The following is a 21144-nucleotide window of genomic DNA, read 5'->3' on the forward strand; positions in this document are numbered from 1 at the left end:
TCAGCTGTTTTCCTTTATAATTTTATTAACAACATCGGTATCAATACTTTCTCCGCAAAGGCACATACCCATAAGTGCCGAAAAAACTTTCTTTCTTAACTCTTCGTCCGCAGTGTTTTCCTTTATGTATTCTCTGTACTGCCACAATGTTTCTGCGGTATCGGAATTTGTATTTTCAAGCATATTTAAAAACTGCTCTTTTAAATACTTTGCATATATCGGACTTTTGCCCGAAGTGGTAATTCCTGCCGTAACCGAATTTTTTTGTACAAGCGCAGGAAAAATAAATCCGCATTTTTCTTTGTCATCAACAGTATTTACAAGAATATTTTTCTCCTTGCATAATTCAAATATATGTGAGTTCACCTGTTCGTTATCGGTAGCACTGATAACACAAAAAGCACCGTTTAAATCGTTGTCATCAAACTCACGCTCAACGGCTTTCACATTAAACTTTAAAATCTCCCTGCAGATTTTCGGGGATACCACGGTAATACTCGGCTTAAAAGGCGACAGCTTTTCTATCTTTCTTAAAGCTACCGTTCCGCCGCCCACTACAAGAATATTTTTATTTTCTATATCAATATAAAAAGGAAAATATGCCATTATATCTTTTCTCCACAACTTTTAAATGCATCAAGTATCTTTATAAATTCTTCTGACGGTAACTCGGCTTTGAATTTATATAATATTTCTTCTAACGAATTTTCACTAAGTTTATTTTTTACACTCTCCATATGCGGTAAAAAAAAGTGAAAAGCTATGTCTTTTTTAAGTACATCGCTTTCTTCTTTTATAATCTCTTTTGCGCTTTCCACACTGTCAAGTTTAAGCTCATTGTTGTTCTTTGCGAGTTTTTCAAAATAATCTATTCCGATCAGCTTTAAACCTTTTATCTCTGCAACCGAGCCGTCAATGTCAGGAGGTACGGCAAGATCTATAAAAAGTCTTGGCTTATCGGTTTTTATATTTTTCTTTAAATCATAATATGTAACAGTGTAATGCGGACTTGCGGTAGCGCTGACTACGCAATCGGCAGAATCCATATAACTGTACCTATCGGCATAATTAGCAATTGTAATGTTTGCTTTGGTCTGTACCGACTCCGCACTGTGTTTTCTTGATGTTGCAATAACGCTTACATTTTTATGCGACAAAAGATTTTTTACAAGTACAGTGCCTATCTTCCCCGTTGCGCCTATAACGAGAACATTTACTTTATCCTTAAAATGTGCGATTTCATTTCCCGCAAGGGTTGCGGTTGAAACAGAAGTTTTTGAAAGTGCGGTTTGAGTTTTTATTTTTTTTGCGCAAGCCATTGCGGATTGAAAAGTCATATTTAACTCGTAACCCGTCATACCCAAGTCTTTTGCCATAGTGTAAGCAAGTTTTATTTGTCCGAGAATTTCGTCCTCACCTATAACCATAGATTCAATACCGCTTACCACTCTGAAAAGATGCATTACCGCTTTATCGGAATAGAACAAATACAAATGCTTTTTAAGCAAATCACATTCTATTCCCGAATAGTTTGAAAGCAGATTTTGCACTGTATTTAGGCTGTCTTCATTTCCGCAAAAATAAAGTTCTGTTCTGTTACAGGTGCAAATAATAACGCACTCACTTACGGTTTTTCCGTTTATAAGTTCAGTTAGAAATTCTTTTTGTACATTTTCGGGAAAAGCAAGTTTTTTTCTGATATTCACATCTGAATTTTTATAATTTACACTTATGCAATACATCTTTATCCACCCAATTTAATTCTACCCTGTTATTTTAATACTAAGGTATAGCGTTGTCAATTTTATGCATTATTTTTAAGTTAAGATTTATAATAAAAATAAACAAACGGGCTATATCATATTAAACCTACTGAATTAATATGTTTTATTATACTATTACCGATAAGTAAAGTCAATAATTTTTTAATTTTGCTATTGACAAAACAAATGATTGAAATATAATACTTATTGTATAGATAGGAATTATAAATTAAGGAGCAGCTATGACAGTTAAATTTGATACGGTAAAAATTTTGAAAGCCGAACTTATGGATAACTTTAATACTTATCTGCATTTTCACGATGCCTGCGGCGGACAATATTTTTCGTTTGACGAAGTACCGAGTGATGAAGTATTAAAACACGCAGAAAACTTTTTTCGTAATATGAATTACAAGATACAAATTTCGGACGATAAACTAAGTTTTTATATTAAGGAGAAAATCAATGCTTAATCAATTTTCAAGAACACAGCTTTTGCTCGGAGCAGAGGCAATGGAAAAACTTGCAAATGCAAAGGTTGCAATATTCGGAATAGGCGGTGTAGGCGGATACACTGCCGAGGCGCTCGCACGCACAGGAATAGGCCGGCTTGACCTTATAGACGATGACAAAGTATGCCTTACAAATATTAATCGTCAGATATTTGCCACAAGAAAAACAGTAGGCAAATACAAGGTAGATGTTGCCGAAGAAAGGCTGAAAGAAATCAATCCGAATATAATTATAAACAAGCATCAGAAATTCTACACTCCCGAAACCTCCGCCGAATTTGATTTTACACAGTATGATTACATAGTAGACGCTATCGACACGGTAACAGGCAAAATAGAACTTGTTATGCAGGCAAAAAAAGCGAACACCCCTATAATCTGTTCAATGGGTGCGGGAAATAAACTTGATGCAAGTGCTTTTGAAGTTGCCGATCTTTACAAAACTTCCGTATGCCCTCTTGCAAGAGTAATGCGTAATGAACTTAAAAAGCGTGGCATTAAAAAACTCAAAGTTGTATATTCAAAGGAAAAGCCTATCACCCCTATTGAAGATATGGCAATAAGCTGCAAAACAAACTGCATCTGCCCTCCCGAAACTGCAAGAAAATGCACACAAAGGCGACAAGTGCCCGGCAGTATAGCATTTGTACCGTCAGTAGTCGGTCTTATAATTGCAGGCGAAGTGGTTAAAGATTTAATAAAATAATCTATAGAGCAACACACCGATTGAAAAGCCAATCGGTGTGTTTTAGTTTATCTGTAAATTAAATTACTACGGATTCCTCTGTGAGAGATTTGTTTTCAAGAATAAATGCGTTATCTCCCTTTGTAACAAACAGTCTGTATAAGAATACATTTACCTTTTCGCCGTGATAAACTTCAGGTTCTTCAAGTCCTCTTACTCCGTTAATTACGCCGCCGTCACATTTTACCGTAACTTCAATGTTGTTGCCTCTGAAAGCTGTTTTCACTACCTCGCCGACCGATACGGACGCTTTTTGTCTGAACGGTTCGTTCAACTTGGTAATCTTTATAAATTCAGGTCTTACAATAGCTTTGTCCGCACCATCCACAAAATCAAAGGTTTTAAATTTTGTATAATCGTCAAGCACGGTTGTCTGACCGAAGAAAGATGCGGAAAAGGCTGTCTGCGGTTTCTGATATATTTCCATCGGTGTGCCTATCTGCTCGATTCTGCCTTTGTTTGTGATAATGATTTCATCGGCAACCTCAATAGCCTCATCTTGGTCGTGAGTTACAAATATACTTGTAACTCCGAGTTTTTCAATCATTTCTTTAAGCCACGAGCGAAGCTCCTGTCTTACCTTTGCGTCAATAGCCGCAAACGGCTCGTCAAGCAGCAAAAGCGTTGGGTTAGGTGCAAGTGCTCTTGCAAACGCTACTCTCTGTTTCTGACCGCCCGAAAGCTGACTCGGATAACGCTTTTCAAGTCCCTTTAATCCGATAAGTTCAACAAGTTCGCTTACTCTTTCTTTTATATATTTTTTGTCCTTTTTCTGAATTTTAAGACCAAACGCAATGTTGTCGAAAACAGTCATATATCTGAAAAGTGCGTAATTCTGAAATACAAAACCTATTCCTCGTTTGCTTGCCGGAATATCATTTACGACCTTGCCGTCAATAATAATTTCACCGCTGTCGGGAGTTTCAAGTCCGGCAATCATTCTGAGAATTGTGGTTTTGCCACTGCCCGACGGGCCTAAAAGACCGATGAGCTTACCCTGTTCAATTGAGAAATTCACATTATCAGATGCCTTGTAATTGCCAAAGGTCTTGTTAATATTTTTTAATTCCACATACATTAAGATTCCTTCTTTTCTTTGTATTCAATTACACTTCTGATAATCAGAATTATTACCGCCATAATTACAAGAATTGCCGATACCGCAAAAGCAGGTACGGTTTTAAATTCGTTAAATAAAATTTCTATATGGAGTGGCAATGTATTGGTTTTTCCACGCAGATGTCCCGAAAGTACAGACACTGCGCCGAACTCGCCCATTGCTCTTGCCGCACACAAAACTATGCCGTACAGAAACGCCCATTTAATATGCGGAAATGTTATCTTTCTGAAAATTGTGAGTCCCTTTGCTCCCATTAATGCGGCAGCCTCTTCCTCATCTGTTCCCTCCGATTCAAGAACGGGAATAAGCTCTCGTGAGATAAACGGAAATGTAACAAATATTGTTGCAAGAATAATACCCGGAACCGCAAAAATTACTTTTATATCAAGTTCCTGTAAAAGAGGATACAAAACACTTTGTCTGCCAAAGGTAAGTACAAATATCAGACCTGCAATTACAGGCGATACGGTAACGGGTAAGTCGATGAGTGTGGTAAGAATTTTTTTACCTTTAAAGTGAAACTTTGTTACAGACCACGCAGCGAACAATCCGAATATTGTATTGAAAACAACTGCGCACGCTGTTGCCTCAAGTGTAAGCAAAACAGCTTTTAAAGTATATTCGTCGCTTACTGCGTCCCAAAATACCTGCCAGCCGCTCTTCAATGCCTCTGTCAGCACTGTTGCAAGAGGAAGTACAAGCATAATGAATAAAAACAAAACGCTGATACCTATTAATATCCACTTTACGACCTTTGAACCTTTTGTTTCTTCGTGCATATTATCTTCCTCCCTTTAATATTTTTGAATTTCTTGCCTGAATAAGATTTACAACAAACAAGATTAAGAATGATGCCGCAAGCATTACAAGTGCAATTGCTGTAGCGCTCTTATAATCAAACTCCTGCAGCTTTGACATAATAATGAGCGGTGTAATTTCAGTTTCAAAAGGCTTGTTGCCTGCTATAAAAATTACCGAGCCGTACTCACCGAGACATCTACCGAACGCAAGTCCGAAACCTGTAAGAATTGACGGGAGAATTTCAGGAAAAATAATCTTCCAAAAAATCTTTATTCTGCTCGCACCCATTACACCTGCGGCCTCTTCATAAACAGGGTCAAGTTTTTCGAGTACAGGCTGAACCGCTCTTACAACAAACGGAATACCTATAAATACAAGCGCAAAAGTAATACCTACTCTTGTATATGCAATGCTTATGCCAAACCGTGCGAAAAAACTGCCTATGTAACCTGTATCGGCTGTTAAAGAAGTAAGCGCAATACCCGCAACCGCTGTCGGCAGTGCAAAAGGAAGTTCAATCATTCCGTCAAGTATTCTTTTACCCGGAAATTTATAACGAACCAGCACCCACGCAAGTATAACACCCATAACCGCATTTATTGCAGAGGCTATGAATGCGGTAATAAGGCTTACCTGATAACTTGCCATTACTCTTTCGCTTGTAACTGTATCTATAAAATCTGACCAGCTCATCTGTGCTGTGTAAATCACAAGAGAAGCAAGCGGAATCAATACGATTATGCTAAGTATTGATACAGTAACTCCCATAGATAAGCCAAAGCCGGGGATAACTCGTTTTGCTTTTTTAGTTTTATTCATTCTTACACCCGCTTTTCTTGTAAATACAAAGCATAGTGTTCAGCCGCAAAACAGCCGAACACATACGCATAGTTAATTATTTTTCGTAAATTTTATCAAATATTCCGCCGTCTGCGAAATGTGTTTTTTGTGCCTCGTCCCAACCGCCGAAGTCACTAATTGTAACAAGGTTAATATTTAAATCGAATACATCTGAATACTCTTTCAAAATATCCTGATTGTATGGACGGTAATAATTATCGCCTGCAATCCTCTGTGCCTCATCGCTGTATAAGTAGCTAAGATATTCGGTAGCAACCTCTCTTGTTCCTCTGCTGTCAACTACTTCATCAACAACGGCAACCGACGGTTGTGCAAGAATACTTACGCTCGGAGCTATAATTTCATATTCGTCCGGATGGTCTTTAATAGAAAGATACGCCTCGTTTTCCCAAGCTAAAAGCACATCGCCCTGTCCATTTTCCACAAAAGTGGTTGTTGCTCCTCTTGCACCCGAATCAAGTACAAGTACATTTTGATAAAGCTTTTTTACAAAGTCTTCAATTTTGCTTTCATCACCGTTATAAAGCTTATCGGCATATGCCCATGCGGCAATGTAGTTCCATCTTGCGCCGCCCGAGGTCTTAGGGTTTGGAGTAATAACGCCGACGCCGTCCTTTATAAGATCGTTCCAATCCTTAATATTTTTCGGATTGTCTTTTCTTACAAGGAATACAATTGTAGATGTATACGGTGAAGAATCGTTTTCAAAATTATTTATCCAACCGTCATTTATAAGACCTGCATCTCTTACGGCATTAACATCGTACTCAAGCGCAAGCGTGACTACATCTGCCTCAAGTCCGTTTGCAACCTCAAGAGCCTGCTTGCCCGAACCGCCGTGCGATTGAGTAACCTCTACTTCCTGACCTGTTTTTGCTTTCCAATGGTCGGCAAAAATTTTATTATAGCTTTCGTAAAGTTCTCGTGTAGGGTCATATGATACATTGGTTATATGTACCTTAGCATCATTAGAAGTATCTTTAGAAGCTTTTCCGCAGCCGAAAAGAGCAAAGGCTGAAGTACCGATAAGGGCTGTTGTAAGAATTGCGGATATAAGTCTTTTAGTAAACACTTTTTTCATTTTAATCAAACCTTTTTTTTAGCTTTATCATAAATTAATAAGTAAACCGATAAAATGTTTTAACACATCGACTTACCGCCAAAAGAACCGCACATTCGTTTATCTATTCGGTTAAAATGATTTTTCATACAAACCACCCTTGCCTTTCATAATGCCAAACATACTTATTTTCACATAACCTATAATACCTATCATTTTAGTATGTTTGCTTGATAGAGATATTTTATATCCATATCGCCAAAAAGTCAAGTGTTTTTTCAAACTTGTACATTATTTGGCAGATAAATACAATTACTCGGTTAATAATTCTATAAAAATAGTGATAAAATTATGATTTGGCAATTTTTAAGACAAGCAGCCGCTTTTTATAAACTCCGATTATTAAAAATCCAAAGAAAAAACTCAGCCACAAAATGACTGAGTTTGATTAAAAATTATTTATCGTAATCATCAAGAAAACTGTGCTGATAATCATCTTTCTTATACGAGATAATCGTGTTAAGATTTACATTTTCAACACTGCGGAAAATGTTGCTCTCTATCTGAGGATTTATTTTTTTAAGCTGCGCAATAAGCTGTTTTATTTCCTGTCTTTTTGAGCCTGTATTGCTCGGGTTGCACGATGTGCAGGTATCCGTAAATCTGCACGCACACTGTATAAAATTAAGTTTATTGTAATCTCTCCAATGCTTTATTTCCGCCTCTCTTATAAGGTAAAGCGGTCTTATAAGCTCCATTCCCTCATAATTTGTACTATGCAGTTTCGGCATCATAGTCTGCACCTGTCCGCCGTAAAGCATACCCATTAATATGGTTTCTATAACATCGTCATAATGATGTCCGAGTGCAATTTTATTACAGCCAAGTTCCTTAGCCTTTTTGTAGAGGTATCCTCTTCTCATTCTTGCACAGAGATAACACGGATACTTTTCCACATTATATACCGACTCAAAAATCTGTGTTTCAAAAACCGTAATCGGAATATTCAGCTTTCTTGCGTTGTTCTCAATAACATCTCTGTTTTCAACGCTGTATCCCGGGTCCATTACAAGATATACAAGCTCAAACGGAAATTTATTATGCCTTTTAAGTTCCTGAAAAAGTTTTGCCATAAGCATAGAATCTTTGCCGCCCGAAATACATACGGCTATTTTGTCATTCGGCTTTACAAGTTCATACTCAATTACAGCTTTTGTAAATCTGCCCCATATGGTCTTGCTGAATTTTTTTCTTATACTTTTTTCAACATCTGCCGCATAATCGTCATCGGTAAATTTATCCTTTAGCCAGCCGTAATATCCGTTCACAAGATTTACCGCATCGTAGCCGTCTTCTCGCAACTCTTCTGCAAGAGTATCGCTTATTTGACCGCTTTTGCAGCAAATAATCAATCTCTTATCTTTCGGCAAAATGTTTTTATCATTTTTAATTTTCTCAAGCGGAATATTTACCGAGTTTGGAATATTTCCGTAGTTATAAGAAATCTCATCTCTTATATCAATCACCGTACAAGTGTTTTTATCAACTCTCTTTAATTCTTCAATAGAAATTTCATATTCTTCTCTGTTCATACTTACCTCTGCTGTTCGTAATATGCTACTATTATACTCCCAAATCCGTCTGCCAGCAATACAATTAACGCAAATAATAAAAAGCTGCACCGATTTTCTGTAAAAACAGGAAACGGTACAGCTTAAATAGTGAATAAAAGGAGATTTTTTAATCACTAATAGCGGCTTAAATATCTACCGATAACATTATACAGCTATAAATGACAAAAGTCAACTATAACAGTTTTACATAACGAAATATTATTGATATTTTTCATTCATTGCATTAAAAAATCTGACCCACTCCGATTCGGGAATTTTATTTTTCAATGAAAATCGCAGTGTTTTATGTATAAAATCATTTTGGTTTATGTAATCGGCAAGATCATAAGCAACCGCCCTTGAATTTTTGCTTTCGGCTGCAAGGTCAAGCATTTCACCGAATTCATCATCATTAAGTTTTAGCGCATCTCTCAATTTCTTTAAAACATCATATGACGGCGCAGGTCTTTTGCCTGCTTCAATACTTGACTGATACACATTAGAAATACCGATTGTTTCTGCCACATATTTAAGAGAATAGTTACATCTTGCCCTTTTTTCCTTAATGAAATCGCCAAAATTATCGCTCATAACCCTCACCTTTAATACTACAAATTATTCATTGATTTCATAATATAATCTTAGTATAATTATAAAACTCAAACATAATAAATAATATTACTTTTTATTACACAAAATATTATAAAATGTTGGTTTTCGTTAGTTTTTGTAGTATAATATAATAATGAGGTGATATTGTGAACAAAGTTAACTTACTTATTGTAGAAGATGATAATAATACTGTAGAAGAGTATAAATCTGATATTAAAGGTTTTGAAAATTTTTATATTGTCGGCACTACAAACAACTCCTCAAAAGCCGTAGAAATGGTAAAAGAATACTGTCCTCATGCTGTTATTCTCGACTTGGAACTACATCAGGGCAGTGGCAACGGTCTTTTATTTTTAAAAGGGTTGTCTGAACTTGCATTGCCAAACAAGCCTTTTATACTGGTAGTTACCAATAATATCAGTAATGTTACTCATTCCATAGCAAGAAATTTAGGTGCAGACTTTGTAATAACTAAAAATCAAAATGATTTCAGCTGTAAAATGGTACTTGAGTTTCTCAACTCAATTGTACAAACAACGCTGACCTCAAATTTCAGTTCACCGAGCGCCGCAAAAGCCGCTGAACGCATAAGCAACAGCGAAATTATAAGAAATAAAATCTCTGTTGAGCTTGATTTAATAGGAATCAGCCCAAAACTTAAGGGCAGAAATTACCTTGCAGACGCTATTGAAATCACTTGCAATCAGCGAGTAACCAATCTTTGCAGTATTGTGGCGCAAAAATATAAAAAAACCGATGCAAGTGTTGAGCGTGCAATGCAAACTGCCATAAACCACGCTTGGCGAAACACCGATATTGAAAGTCTTGAACGCTACTATACCACATACATAAATCCGCAGAAAGGCGTTCCCACAGTTATGGAATTTATCTATTATTATTCTTCCAAAATCAAAAAAAGCCTGTAAATTTATCCCGATGTTTATTAGCATCGGGATTTTTTTTGCAACAAAAATTTATAAATTCATCATAAAATAACAATTTCTAATTATTATTTTTACATTATGTGATATTTACTCACTATATTAAAAATAAAGCAATTACAGCAACAAATCAGAATTTCCCCGCAAAAAAGGTACACTTTACTTGTAAAACAAAAGTAAAGGAGGTACTGAAGTATGTGGGATGATATTTATGAATTTTTAAAACAACTTTTAGGAAAATAATATAGTGACATTATTTAGCTTGTATGATATAATATTATCATTATAGTAATACGGAGTTAAATATTATGTCAACAAACATTACAGAGCTTTTATATAATTTTGCTATGAATTTTTTTATTAAAGCTCCGACATTATTTTCATCAGCCTATATTTTTATTAAAACAACAAACATTAAATGCAGCAAATCAAAGTTAGCTTTGCTTTTGACTGCATTTTTTGTCGTCAATATAATTTCGTCTGTTGTACTTTTATTTGACAACAGTTTGGGATTCTTGGCAAGTTGTATATTGTTTATTGTAACTATCACACTGTTTACTAAAAACAATATAAAAAATACCATTTCCATCTCCATTGTTTCAATGGGACTTTCCTATTGCGTACGATTTATCATTGCCTTGATTTTTGCAATTGCATCACACTATATATCATTAGTTACATATGATTTCTTGAATCCGAAAAGTATTTTTACGGCAATTTTTATAGGCATAATACATTTATTATCAACATTCTATATAATGAAAATTAAGAGATTAAAAAACGGTCTTGCCTTTTTCAATAATTCCGATAACTTTGGCATAGGTCTGTTAATATCAGGTTTTATTTTCTTAATCATAGCTCTGCTTGCACAAGACGGCGATGACTACAAATCTATATTTGTATATATGTTTATAGGATTGATAATTTGTTGTATAGGTGCTGTAATTTGGATAAGAACAAGCATAACACGGTACTATAAAAGCCGACTGCAGCAAAAAGCAGACGAACATTTCAATTCGGTTATTGCGGAAAAAGACAGTAATATTGAGGAACTTACAAAATCCAATGCCTTTCTTTCAAAAATAGTGCACCGTGACAACCACCTTATGAGTTCTTTGCAATATTCTTTAGAAGAACTTTGCAATTGTAACGATAAACAAAAGGAAAGTAAAATAATCGCTGAACTTCTTACTCTTGCAAAAGAAAGAAACGAACTCGTGCAAAAAGAACAGGCAGAAAATAAGGTGCTTGCATCTACGGGAAATTCTGTTATTGACGGCGCTCTGCTTAATATGTATATAAAAGCCTCTGCTCACGAAATTAATTTTGATTTGATAGCAAATACAGATATTAACTACCTTATCAATCATTTTCTTTCACAAACCGAACTTGAAACCCTGCTTTGCGACCATATAAAAGACGCTGTCATAGCCGTTGAAAGCACAGGCAAAAGGAACGGAAATATTCTGACATCTGTTTCTTCGGTTGACGGAATATATGAAATTTCCGTAAGCGACAACGGAATTGAATTTGAAACCGATACTTTACAAAAACTCGGTACCGAAAGAGTTACCACTCACAAAGAAAGCGGCGGCAACGGCATAGGTTTTATGACAACTTTTGATACTCTGAAAAATTCAAAGGCAAGTCTTATTATTACCGAATACGAACCCGATAAGCCGTTTACCAAAACCGTTACTTTCAGGTTTGACGGTCAAGGAAACTTTATTATAAGATCTTACAGATGCGAAATTCTCAAAGAAAAAATCATCCGTGAAGATATTTTAATTACTTATAATTAATATTTCGTTTATATGAAGTAATTAAGGCACAGCATTTTCGCTGTGCCTTTTGCATAAAAATCGGCTCACCAAAAGCAAGCAGATTAAAATTATTCTATTGTTCCGCCGCCTACTACTACATCTTCGTCATACAGAACCACTGCCTGACCTTTTGAAATTGCTCTTTGCGGCTTATCAAACACAATGTGCAGTTTGTTATCTGAAAGCTGTTCTACCGTTGCATCCTGTTCAGGCTGATTGTATCTTACCCTTGCTTTTATATGCAAAGGTTTGTCAAGCTTTTCGTAAGCAATAAGATTAATATCTTTTGCGTAAAGCTCTTTTGAAAACAGTCTGTCATTATCGCAAAGTATAACCTTGTTGTTTGCAATATCCTTTTCCTTGACATACATCGGGTGAGGCAAAGCAAGACCAAGTCCCTTTCTCTGCCCTATCGTATATCTTATAATGCCCTTATGTGTACCGAGAACATTGCCGTTTTCATCAACAAAGTCACCAAAATCATACTTTCTGCCCGTGTACTGCTCAATGAACTTTGCGTAATCTCCGTCAGGTACAAAACAAATATCCTGACTGTCGTGTTTTTGAGCATTAATAAGGTTATATTTTTCCGCTATTTTTCTTACTTCGTGCTTTGTAAGTTTTCCAAGCGGAAGCAAGGTTCTTGAAAGCTGTCTTTGAGTAAGCGAGTAAAGTACATAGCTTTGGTCTTTTGTTACATCGGGGGACTTTCTCAATAAATATCTTTGCAATCCCTCATCATACTCAATGACAGAGTAATGACCTGTAACTACATAATCAAAGTCAAGCTCATCGGCTCTCTGCATAAGCTTTTCAAATTTAATATATCTGTTGCAGTCAATGCAAGGATTAGGTGTACAGCCGTTTTCGTATGCAGAAATAAAACGGTCAATTACATTTTCTTTAAAGCTGTCTTTAAAATTGTAAACATAATAAGGTATTCCGATTTTTCTGCAAACATTTCTCGCATCGTCAATATCATCATGCGAACAGCAGGTTTTCTCCTTCTTTTCGCCAATATCCTCGTTATCAAAAAGCTTAAGAGTAATGCCCGTAGCGTCATAGCCCTGCTCCTTTATCAAGCAAGCCGCTACCGAACTGTCAACTCCTCCACTCATTGCTATTAATGCCCTTTCGGTCATATTATTCTCCTTAACCGCCAAGTCTTATCATCTCGTCAATACATTTCTTTGCGTCTGTAATAGTCTGCTCATCAAGGATAATTTCCTCGCCGCCCTCGCCTTTAAGGCAATTGAACACATCCATAAGAGTGGTAGCTTTCATATTAGGACAAATGAGCTTTTGTGTAAGAATATGGAATTTTTTATCGGGACAATCATACTGCAAATGCTCTGCAATACTGATTTCGGTACCGATGATAAATTCCTTTTTATCACTGTTCTTTGCGTAGTTCATAATGCCCGATGTCGAGCCTACATAATCCGCAAGATCAACAACAGCAGGCTGGCACTCCGGATGAACAAGAAGTTCGGCATTTGGGAACTGTGCCTTTGCCTTTTTAACATCTTCCGCTGTAACGCAAGCGTGAATCGGACAACCGCCGTGCAAAAGTTTAAAATTCTTATCCGGAAGCTGACGGCTTACATAATCGCCAAGGTTGCAGTCAGGGATAAAAAGAATATTCTTTTCAGGCATATTGCTTACAATCTTAACGGCAGATGAACTTGTTACACAAACATCACAAATAGTTTTTAAATCTGCTGTGGTATTTATGTATGCAACTACCGCATAATCGGGATACATTTCTTTTACGGAAGAAATCATTTCTTTATCCATCTGGTCAGCCATCTGACAGCCGGCACTCGGCTGAGCAAGATAAACCGTTTTATCGGGTGAAAGGATTTTGCAGGTTTCTGCCATAAAACGAACACCGCACATAAGAATGTTTTTATTTGTAACTTTGCTTGCATCTACACTCAATTTATAGCTGTCGCCTGTAAAATCGGCAATTTCGCAAATCTCTCTTGCCTGATAGCTGTGGGCAAGAATACAAACATCTTTTTCTTTTTTTAACTCAAGAATTTTATTTTGAATTTCAGAAATATTCATACATACATTTCCCTTCATTTTTCCTTTTAAATTTATTATACATTTTTTTGCCTACTATTGCAATAGGTCTTTTTATTTTAAAAATATTGTTTATGTTTAATGGTTAAAAGAATTATAAATTATCACAATTGCCGAAAATTATTTGAATTTTTGTCTTTACTTTATACTTTAATTGTGATATAATATTTAATATATACAAGTAGAGGTTATTCTGCTTAATATTTTAATTGGATAATATAAACAGGAGGTTAGTACAATGAAAAAAGTTGTTTCCCTCGCATTGGCTCTTGTGCTGATGCTTGCAGCGTCTATTCCGGTATTTGCCGCACCAAGTCCTACAGGTACATACACTTATGTAGTAGTTGTTATTCCTACCACAGGCGGCAGCGGTGACTATGAGTTCACTACAGGCATTGATGAGGACGGTAACCAGAATGTTCACCTTACTCCAAAGCCAAAGTCTGGTTATTCTTTTGACCATTGGGTAATTGACGGTCCTTACAGAACCGATCAGCCACTTACAGATGGAAATCTTGATATTACAATCACAGGTGATATTAAGGTAACTCCTTATTACACAATCAACGGTGAGTCACCTACACAGGCTGTAACAACAGATACTTCTGATAAATCGCCGCAGACCGGTCCTTCAAGCGCAATGCCGTATATAATAATCGGCTTATCACTTATAGCTGTTGCTGTCAGCGTAACTATTGTTAAGTCAAAGAAATCAAACTAATTTTGCTAATAAAAACAGCTTTCGGTTTTCGAAAGCTGTTTTTTAATGCTTATTATAGTTAAAATTTACAGAAATATTGACACGGTTGTCAATATTTGTTATAATTATTTGATGTGATTTATTATGAAAAAAAATCGAAATAAAATTCTTATCACAATTCTTGTTATTACAATTATTCTGTTAATTCTGTGCGTAATTTATGTTATGTATCAAATGAATACTCAACACAAAGAGCAGGACGATTACAGCAAACTTGCAAGTTCTGTGGCTCCGAGCATAGCCGAAGAAGTTACTTCCCCGTCAATTGACGAAACTCTTGCCGACAATCCTATTATAGATAATCCTATAGATTTTGAGTCGCTGCAATCTCAAAATGACGAAATCTATTCTTGGATATATATTCCCGATACCAACATAAATTACCCTGTTTGCAGGAGTAACACAAACGATAATTTTTACCTGGATCATGATATTTACGGAAATTACAGCTTTTCAGGCTCTATTTATTCACAGTATTGTAATTCTATATATATGCATGACAGGGTAACCGTACTCTACGGCCACAATATGGCAGACGGAAGTATGTTTGCCGATTTATATAAATTTACAAATACGGATTTTTTCAATGACCATGAGTATTTTTACATCTACAGACCTCAGCACAAACTTACCTACCGTATAGTGTCGGTTTATTCATATGACGACCGACATATAATGAATTCGTTTGATTTTGATGACGACAAGGTTTTTCAGGAATACCTTGATTATATTCAAAATCCCAGATCATTCACAAAAGTTGTAAGAGATAATTCGGAGCTGACAATCAATGACAAAATTGTCACGCTAAGCACCTGCCTTAATTCAGGTGACGGACGACTTCTTTTACAGGGGGTGTTAATAAAAGATGAACTCACAAAATAATAACGAAAACAGCAATAATACGGATACTGCCGATAAAGAAACCAAACATTACGATAATATTTACAGCAATTCAAATAATCAGCCTTCACAAACAGGCGAAAGCTCGGCAAGTGATGATGAAAAAGGAAATGTGCAATACGCCGACCGTAGTATAAGAGATGATATTAACGACTATAAGTTTGTTAAATCATATAAAAGCCACGGTCATCATAAACACCATCACCACCATCATTCAAGCAAAGAAAATTCCGATGATGTATTATTGGTACAAAGCTCACGCCCTGCAAAAGGCAGTTCAAATAAAATAAAGAAAAAAAGTTTGAGTACAGGCAACGAAAAATATTTGCTGGAATACGACGAACTTGTAAAAAGCAATCACCCTGCGATGGGTTCTAAGGAACAGAAAAAAGCAATTAGAGAAAATCAAAAAAACAAGAAAAGGCGTTTTAAAAAATGGCAGAGAGTAATACTCACAATTATCAGTACAATTCTTGCGCTTGTTCTTGTTGTAAGCGGGCTTTTGGTATGTTTTATTTACAACGGCTCTAAAGAATTGCTTGACAATACAAATATAATTTCGGCTCCGTCAAATGTAGTTGTTCAAAACGGCGGTCAATATATTGTGTATAACGGACAAACATATGAATTTAACAAGAATATGACAAGTATTCTTTGTATGGGCATCGATAAAAGTTCTTTTGACGGTGCAAGCGATATAAAAGGCGAAAACGGTCAAGCCGATGTTCTTATACTTGTTGCTATGGACACCTCGACAGGCGAAACTAAGCTTATTAATATATCAAGAGATACAATGACCGATGTTGCGGTATATTCGGCAAGCGGTTATTATGTGGAAACTGTAAACGAACAGATTTGTCTTTCATACGCTTACGGCGACGGCAAGGAGTCAAGTTGTGCAAATACGGTTACCGCCGTTGAAAGACTTTTCTACAACATTCCGATTAATTCATACTTTGCGCTTGACCTTGACGGTATATCAGCTCTTAATGATGCCGTAGGCGGAGTTGATGTTGTTTCTCCCGAAACCATAGGCGATTTTAAAGAGGGCGAAAGCTACCATCTTGAAGGTCAGAATGCAGAAGCTTTTGTTCGTTCAAGAGATATGGAAAGCGTAGACGCAAACAGCAAGCGTATGCAAAGACAGCAGGTATATCTTGATTCATTTATGAATACGGTTCTTGCGCAGACTAAAAATGACATTACAACACCTGTAAGCCTGTTTAATGCCTCTGCCCCATACTCATGCACAAACCTGAACCCGTCGAAAATTTGCTATTTATCACAGAATATGCTTAGCCACAACGGTATGAATATGACAATGGTTTCAGTACCGGGCGAACTGAAAAAAGGTGAAGTTTATACCGAGTTTTATGTAAACGAAGACGAGCTTTATAAACTGATTCTTGATACTTATTACAAACCGTATAACGGATAAAGCGAAAGCTGAAGTCGATATAAAAACGACTTCAGCTTTTTATTTTGAATTGCGTTCTGTCATTCCAACAAAACCCGTAAAACAAATCCCTCATCACGGAAAAATGTGGGAAAATAGTTGTGGACTTTGCCCACACCCACGACCTTTTCAAAGGTCGACCAAACTTTTATAATTGCTTTTCAAATTTATTCCGCTAAACAAAAATTACAAATCAACACAAAAGCTCCCAATTTTTGTATCGGGAGCTTTTAGTTACAGTTATGTATTAAAGTTATTCCTTGGTTTCTGTTTCTGCAGGAATATCGCTTGTACAATGCGGGCATTTTGTAGCCTTGATTGAAATTTCGCTCTGACAGAACGGGCAAATCTTTGTTGTGGGTTCTGCTGGTTCTTCGGGCTTTTTGCCGATTGCCATAATCTTATTTACTAATTTAACAATAAGGAAAATGACAAATGCCATTATAATAAAGTTAATAACCGCAGTTAAGAACTTACCGTATCCAATCGAAACATCGCCTATTGTAAGCGCATACTGGTCAAAATTCATTCCGCCGAACAAACCGAGAATCGGTGAAATGATATCGGAAGTAAGTGAAGTTACAATTGCCTGAAAAGCAGCACCGATAATAACACCGACTGCAAGGTCAAGCACATTGCCTCTCATAATAAAGGTTTTAAACTCGCCAAAAAACTTTTTCATTTCCTAAACTCCTCTGTTAAGATATTTTTAGCAGTTGACATAACCGCAAAAATACAGAATAATGCAGGACAAACACTTTCCCACTAATAATAGTGGGAAAATTTTTTTGATTGAGTTAATAAAGTGAATTATAAAACAGCCTTATGGAATTTCTTTTTGCCTTTTTTAATTACAACATAGCCTTTTTCAAAAGCAGACTTAGGAACATTTGCATATACATCTGTTACCTTTTCATCATCAACGGCAACACCGCCCTGCTGAATAAGGCGTCTGCCCTCCCCCTTTGACGGAATAAGCGCACACTTTGTAAGAAGATCAAGAATTGCGATACCGTCATCTGTAAAGTCAGCGTCCGTAAGCTCTGTAGAAGGCATATTGTCTGTATTTGCACCGCTGCCAAACAAAGCTCTTGCAGCCTCCTGTGCCTTGTCTGCCTCTTCCTTGCCGTGAATAAGATTTGTTACCTCATATGCAAGAATCTCCTTAGCCTTGTTAAGATTACTGCCCTCAAGTTTAGCAAGCTCATCAATCTGCTCAAGCGGTAAAAATGTAAGCATCTTTAAGCACTTGATTACATCTTCGTCGGCTACATTTCTCCAATACTGGTAAAAATCGTAAGGACTTGTCTTTTCTGCTGAAAGCCATACAGCACCGGACTGGGTTTTGCCCATCTTTTTACCCTCGGAATTAAGGAGAAGATTAATAGTCATAGCGTATGCGTCCTTACCCAGTTTTCTTCTGATAAGCTCTGTACCGCCGAGCATATTGCTCCACTGGTCGTCACCGCCGAACTGCATATTACAACCGTACTTCTTATAGAGAGCATAGAAATCGTAGCTCTGCATAATCATATAGTTAAACTCAAGGAAACTTAATCCCTTTTCCATTCTCTGCTTGTAACACTCTGCTCTTAACATATTATTTACAGAGAAACAAGCACCGACTTCACGCAAAACATCAACATAGTTGAGGTCGAGCAGCCAATCGGCATTGTTTACCATAAGTGCCTTACCGTCTGAAAAGTCAATAAAACGCTCCATTTGCTTTTTAAAGCAATCAACATTGTGCTGTATAGTTTCTGTAGTCATCATCTGACGCATATCTGTTCTGCCTGACGGGTCACCGATCATAGCTGTACCGCCGCCGATAAGAGCAATCGGCTTGTTGCCTGCCATCTGTAAGCGTTTCATAAGACAAAGCGCCATAAAGTGACCTACATGTAAGCTGTCAGCAGTAGGGTCAAAACCGATATAAAATACAGCTTTACCGTTGTTGACAAGCTCTTTGATTTCTTCTTCATCTGTAACCTGAGCGATAAGACCTCTGGCTACTAATTCCTCATAAACTCCCATTTTATTATAAAATCCTTTCTGATTTTGTTTTCATTTGTTAATTATAAATCAAAATTTACAATAGGTCAATACCTAAACTTACATATAAGAACAGGGCTTTGACGGTTTGCATTTACAGTTAATTTATTTCTTTTTTCTTCTGTATTTTGCAAACTTATCTTTTGTCTGTTTTCCGTTTCTGTTACGGGAATTGTTTTTATTTGAATTGTAAGAAGATTTCTGACCTTTATTATTTCCCTTATAATTATTTTGATTACTCATTGGCTGAACAAGACATTTTGAATCATAACCTATCAAATCTTTTCTGCCTGCTTTTATAAGTGCTTTAATTACTTTCTGTTTGTTTTCGGGAATAAAGTATTGCAAAAGTGCTCTTTGCATTGACTTTTCTTCCTCTGTTTTCGGTACATAAACCTCTTTCATTGTATAAGGGTCTATGCCTGTATAAAACATACAGGTTGAAATTGTACCCGGAGTCGGATAAAAGTCCTGCACCTGCTTTGGATGTATATTCTCCCTCTTACAGAACAGTGCAAGTTCCACCGCATCTTTCAAAGTAGAACCCGGATGCGAACTCATAAGGTACGGCACTATGTATTGGTCTTTACTCATACGACCTGTCAGTTTATAGAATTTATCGCAAAACTTTTTATAAGTTTCTATGTGCGGTTTACCCATTCTGTCAAGAACTGCAGCCGAGCAATGCTCCGGCGCAACTCTTAACTGACCGCTTATATGATACTTTACAAGCTCTTCGAAAAATTCGTCACTCTGATCTTCCATAAGATAATCAAAACGAATACCGCTGCGAATAAATACTTTTTTAATGCCGTCAAGTTTTCTCAATTCTCGCAAAATATCAAGATACTCCGTATGCGACACCTGCATATTAGGGCAAGGAGTCGGAGCAAGACACTTTCTACTTTTACAAAGTCCCGCCTTTTTCTGTTTTTCGCAGGACGGCAGACGGAAGTTGGCTGTAGGGCCGCCCACATCACTTATATATCCTTTAAATCTCTTATCGTTAAGAAAAGACTTTGCCTCGTCAATAACGCTCTGTTTACTTCTTACCGTTACCGCTCTTCCCTGATGAAACGCAAGCGAACAGAAATTACAAGCGCCAAAGCAACCACGGTTATGCGTAATTGAGAAAAGTACCTCCTGAATACCCGGTACACCGCCGAGTTTTTCGTAACACTGCGGATACCATCTTTCATACGGTAACGAATACACATAATCAAGCTGTTTTGTGTCAAGCGGCTGCATAGGCGGATTCTGAATTAAAATAAAGTTGCCGTGGCGCTGAATAAGAGTTTTGCCTCTTACCGCATCTGCCTCTTCGAGCTCTTTTCTGGCAGCAATTGCATAGTCCTTTTTGCTCTCACAAACTCTTTCGTAACTCGGCAGTTCCACAACGGTTTTCGGAACATAATCGCTTGTCTTTACAGCGTAGCAAATACCACGGATGTCATACAAAGCCTCTACGGGATAACCCTCCGACAAGCGCTTTGCCATTTCAATAGTTTGCAGCTCGCCCATTCCGTAAGAAATAATATCTGCTTTACTGTCAAAAAGTACAGACGGCATTACTGTGTTTTTCCAATAATCATAATGAGCAAATCTTCTTAGCGAGGCTTCAAGTCCGCCGATAATTATTACCGAATCGGGGTAAAGTCTGCGGATTATATTTGAATAAACAGTTACAGCTCTGTCAGGACGCTTGCCGTTTTTACCGCCTGCCGTATAAGCGTCATCACTTCGCTTACGCTTTGCAACGGTATAATGTGCAACCATACTGTCTATATTGCCTGCCGTAACAAAAAAACCGAGCCTTGGTTTGCCAAACTGTAAAAAGTCGGCGTCATTTTTCCAATCAGGCTGAGAAAGGACTGCAACCTTATAGCCACAGTCCTCAAGCACTCTTGTAATTATGGCAGCACCAAAAGACGGGTGGTCAACATAACTGTCGCCCATTACATATACAAAGTCAACTTCGTCCCATCCACGGGCTTTAACCTCTTTTATATTCATCGGTAAAAATGCCATAATATCACC

20 protein-coding genes are annotated in these 21144 nt (G+C 36.9%); 7 read left to right on the top strand and 13 right to left on the bottom strand.

Features of this window, described 5'->3' with window-relative positions:
- Both I2E21_RS07125 and hemA read right to left on the bottom strand, forming a co-directional pair.
- Nucleotides 1-606, bottom strand: coding sequence for a bifunctional precorrin-2 dehydrogenase/sirohydrochlorin ferrochelatase (locus I2E21_RS07125; RefSeq protein ID WP_195410845.1), 606 nt, complete (start codon nt 604-606; stop codon nt 1-3).
- Nucleotides 606-1742, bottom strand: a complete 1137-nt coding sequence (gene hemA / locus I2E21_RS07130) for a glutamyl-tRNA reductase (protein WP_195410846.1) — start codon at nt 1740-1742, stop codon at nt 606-608. Before hemA ends, I2E21_RS07125 begins: the two co-directional genes overlap by 1 nt.
- 263 nt (nt 1743-2005) lie before the next feature.
- Between hemA and I2E21_RS07135 the strand changes: the two genes are divergently transcribed.
- The gene (locus I2E21_RS07135; protein WP_022233929.1) at nt 2006-2236 is read left to right on the top strand and encodes a hypothetical protein; all 231 of its coding nucleotides are present in this window, start codon (nt 2006-2008) and stop codon (nt 2234-2236) included.
- Entirely contained in the window at nt 2229-2981 is a 753-nt protein-coding gene (locus I2E21_RS07140) for a tRNA threonylcarbamoyladenosine dehydratase (RefSeq protein ID WP_195410847.1), read from the top strand. The genes I2E21_RS07135 and I2E21_RS07140 overlap by 8 nt, the downstream gene beginning before the upstream one ends.
- Before the next feature lie 58 nt (nt 2982-3039).
- Here I2E21_RS07140 and I2E21_RS07145 read toward each other — a convergent pair whose 3' ends face one another.
- The 6 genes from I2E21_RS07145 to I2E21_RS07170 form a co-directional block, all read right to left on the bottom strand.
- Entirely contained in the window at nt 3040-4098 is a 1059-nt protein-coding gene (locus tag I2E21_RS07145) for an ABC transporter ATP-binding protein (protein ID WP_195410848.1), read from the bottom strand.
- On the bottom strand, nt 4098-4919 hold the full coding sequence (gene cysW, locus I2E21_RS07150; protein WP_195410849.1) for a sulfate ABC transporter permease subunit CysW: 822 nt from the start codon (nt 4917-4919) through the stop codon (nt 4098-4100). Before cysW ends, I2E21_RS07145 begins: the two co-directional genes overlap by 1 nt.
- A 1-nt stretch (nt 4920) precedes the next feature.
- Complete coding sequence (cysT, locus tag I2E21_RS07155) at nt 4921-5760, bottom strand: sulfate ABC transporter permease subunit CysT (protein WP_022233925.1); 840 nt, start codon at nt 5758-5760, stop codon at nt 4921-4923.
- A 76-nt stretch (nt 5761-5836) separates the two neighbouring features.
- A complete protein-coding gene (locus tag I2E21_RS07160) occupies nt 5837-6883 on the bottom strand; it encodes a sulfate ABC transporter substrate-binding protein (protein WP_195410850.1) in 1047 nt (348 codons plus the stop codon).
- 434 nt (nt 6884-7317) lie between these two features.
- Nucleotides 7318-8454 (bottom strand): ATP-binding protein, encoded by a 1137-nt coding sequence (locus I2E21_RS07165; protein WP_195410851.1) that lies wholly within the window; start codon nt 8452-8454, stop codon nt 7318-7320.
- A gap of 240 nt (nt 8455-8694) precedes the next feature.
- Nucleotides 8695-9066 carry a helix-turn-helix transcriptional regulator gene (locus I2E21_RS07170; RefSeq protein ID WP_195410852.1) on the bottom strand — a complete coding sequence of 124 codons (372 nt, stop codon included), beginning with the start codon at nt 9064-9066 and terminating at the stop codon, nt 8695-8697.
- Nucleotides 9067-9233: 167 nt separating this feature from the next.
- On the opposite strand from I2E21_RS07170, the gene I2E21_RS12555 reads away from it, so the two are divergent.
- Nucleotides 9234-10013 carry a sporulation initiation factor Spo0A C-terminal domain-containing protein gene (locus I2E21_RS12555; RefSeq protein ID WP_195410853.1) on the top strand — a complete coding sequence of 260 codons (780 nt, stop codon included), beginning with the start codon at nt 9234-9236 and terminating at the stop codon, nt 10011-10013.
- A gap of 773 nt (nt 10014-10786) precedes the next feature.
- Nucleotides 10787-11830: a HAMP domain-containing histidine kinase gene (locus tag I2E21_RS07180; RefSeq protein WP_195410854.1), complete on the top strand. Its 1044-nt coding sequence runs from the start codon at nt 10787-10789 to the stop codon at nt 11828-11830.
- 89 nt (nt 11831-11919) lie between these two features.
- Here the strand turns inward: I2E21_RS07180 and mnmA are convergent, their stop codons facing one another.
- A complete protein-coding gene (gene mnmA / locus I2E21_RS07185) occupies nt 11920-12993 on the bottom strand; it encodes a tRNA 2-thiouridine(34) synthase MnmA (RefSeq protein WP_195410855.1) in 1074 nt (357 codons plus the stop codon).
- A 10-nt stretch (nt 12994-13003) separates the two neighbouring features.
- Nucleotides 13004-13921: a quinolinate synthase NadA gene (nadA, locus tag I2E21_RS07190; protein ID WP_022233918.1), complete on the bottom strand. Its 918-nt coding sequence runs from the start codon at nt 13919-13921 to the stop codon at nt 13004-13006.
- 256 nt (nt 13922-14177) lie between these two features.
- Here nadA and I2E21_RS07195 point away from each other — a divergent pair, with 256 nt between their 5' ends.
- The 3 genes from I2E21_RS07195 to I2E21_RS07205 all read left to right on the top strand — a co-directional run bounded on the left by I2E21_RS07195 (nt 14178) and on the right by I2E21_RS07205 (nt 17037).
- On the top strand, nt 14178-14660 hold the full coding sequence (locus I2E21_RS07195; protein ID WP_195410856.1) for an LPXTG cell wall anchor domain-containing protein: 483 nt from the start codon (nt 14178-14180) through the stop codon (nt 14658-14660).
- Nucleotides 14661-14783: 123 nt separating this feature from the next.
- A complete protein-coding gene (srtB, locus tag I2E21_RS07200) occupies nt 14784-15581 on the top strand; it encodes a class B sortase (protein ID WP_195410857.1) in 798 nt (265 codons plus the stop codon).
- On the top strand, nt 15565-17037 hold the full coding sequence (locus I2E21_RS07205) for an LCP family protein (RefSeq protein ID WP_195410858.1): 1473 nt from the start codon (nt 15565-15567) through the stop codon (nt 17035-17037). Before srtB ends, I2E21_RS07205 begins: the two co-directional genes overlap by 17 nt.
- A gap of 271 nt (nt 17038-17308) precedes the next feature.
- On the opposite strand, the gene mscL is transcribed toward I2E21_RS07205, so the two are convergent.
- From mscL to I2E21_RS07220, 3 genes are all read right to left on the bottom strand, one after another.
- Nucleotides 17309-17737, bottom strand: a complete 429-nt coding sequence (mscL, locus tag I2E21_RS07210) for a large conductance mechanosensitive channel protein MscL (RefSeq protein WP_022233914.1) — start codon at nt 17735-17737, stop codon at nt 17309-17311.
- A gap of 128 nt (nt 17738-17865) precedes the next feature.
- A complete protein-coding gene (tyrS, locus tag I2E21_RS07215; RefSeq protein WP_022233913.1) occupies nt 17866-19089 on the bottom strand; it encodes a tyrosine--tRNA ligase in 1224 nt (407 codons plus the stop codon).
- Nucleotides 19090-19212: 123 nt separating this feature from the next.
- Nucleotides 19213-21135 carry a YgiQ family radical SAM protein gene (locus I2E21_RS07220; RefSeq protein ID WP_195410859.1) on the bottom strand — a complete coding sequence of 641 codons (1923 nt, stop codon included), beginning with the start codon at nt 21133-21135 and terminating at the stop codon, nt 19213-19215.
- Nucleotides 21136-21144 lie beyond the last annotated feature (9 nt).

Origin of the sequence: Ruminococcus sp. BSD2780120874_150323_B10 (assembly GCF_015553695.1) — a bacterium.
GTDB lineage: Bacteria > Bacillota > Clostridia > Oscillospirales > Acutalibacteraceae > Ruminococcoides > Ruminococcoides intestinale_A.

Bases quoted from the DNA above. Each gene is read 5' to 3' on its own strand.
- cysW (WP_195410849.1), bottom strand. From the start codon at position 4,919: ATGCACGAAGAAACAAAAGGTTCAAAGGTCGTAAAGTGGATATTAATA.
- cysT (WP_022233925.1), bottom strand. From the start codon at position 5,760: ATGAATAAAACTAAAAAAGCAAAACGAGTTATCCCCGGCTTTGGCTTA.
- I2E21_RS07205 (WP_195410858.1), top strand. From the start codon at position 15,565: ATGAACTCACAAAATAATAACGAAAACAGCAATAATACGGATACTGCC.
- I2E21_RS07170 (WP_195410852.1), bottom strand. From the start codon at position 9,066: ATGAGCGATAATTTTGGCGATTTCATTAAGGAAAAAAGGGCAAGATGT.
- mnmA (WP_195410855.1), bottom strand. From the start codon at position 12,993: ATGACCGAAAGGGCATTAATAGCAATGAGTGGAGGAGTTGACAGTTCG.
- nadA (WP_022233918.1), bottom strand. From the start codon at position 13,921: ATGAATATTTCTGAAATTCAAAATAAAATTCTTGAGTTAAAAAAAGAA.
- srtB (WP_195410857.1), top strand. From the start codon at position 14,784: ATGAAAAAAAATCGAAATAAAATTCTTATCACAATTCTTGTTATTACA.
- I2E21_RS07180 (WP_195410854.1), top strand. From the start codon at position 10,787: ATGAAAATTAAGAGATTAAAAAACGGTCTTGCCTTTTTCAATAATTCC.
- I2E21_RS07145 (WP_195410848.1), bottom strand. From the start codon at position 4,098: ATGTATGTGGAATTAAAAAATATTAACAAGACCTTTGGCAATTACAAG.
- I2E21_RS07140 (WP_195410847.1), top strand. From the start codon at position 2,229: ATGCTTAATCAATTTTCAAGAACACAGCTTTTGCTCGGAGCAGAGGCA.
- I2E21_RS07220 (WP_195410859.1), bottom strand. From the start codon at position 21,135: ATGGCATTTTTACCGATGAATATAAAAGAGGTTAAAGCCCGTGGATGG.
- I2E21_RS07195 (WP_195410856.1), top strand. From the start codon at position 14,178: ATGAAAAAAGTTGTTTCCCTCGCATTGGCTCTTGTGCTGATGCTTGCA.
- I2E21_RS07135 (WP_022233929.1), top strand. From the start codon at position 2,006: ATGACAGTTAAATTTGATACGGTAAAAATTTTGAAAGCCGAACTTATG.
- hemA (WP_195410846.1), bottom strand. From the start codon at position 1,742: ATGTATTGCATAAGTGTAAATTATAAAAATTCAGATGTGAATATCAGA.
- I2E21_RS07160 (WP_195410850.1), bottom strand. From the start codon at position 6,883: ATGAAAAAAGTGTTTACTAAAAGACTTATATCCGCAATTCTTACAACA.
- I2E21_RS07125 (WP_195410845.1), bottom strand. From the start codon at position 606: ATGGCATATTTTCCTTTTTATATTGATATAGAAAATAAAAATATTCTT.
- tyrS (WP_022233913.1), bottom strand. From the start codon at position 19,089: ATGGGAGTTTATGAGGAATTAGTAGCCAGAGGTCTTATCGCTCAGGTT.
- I2E21_RS07165 (WP_195410851.1), bottom strand. From the start codon at position 8,454: ATGAACAGAGAAGAATATGAAATTTCTATTGAAGAATTAAAGAGAGTT.
- mscL (WP_022233914.1), bottom strand. From the start codon at position 17,737: ATGAAAAAGTTTTTTGGCGAGTTTAAAACCTTTATTATGAGAGGCAAT.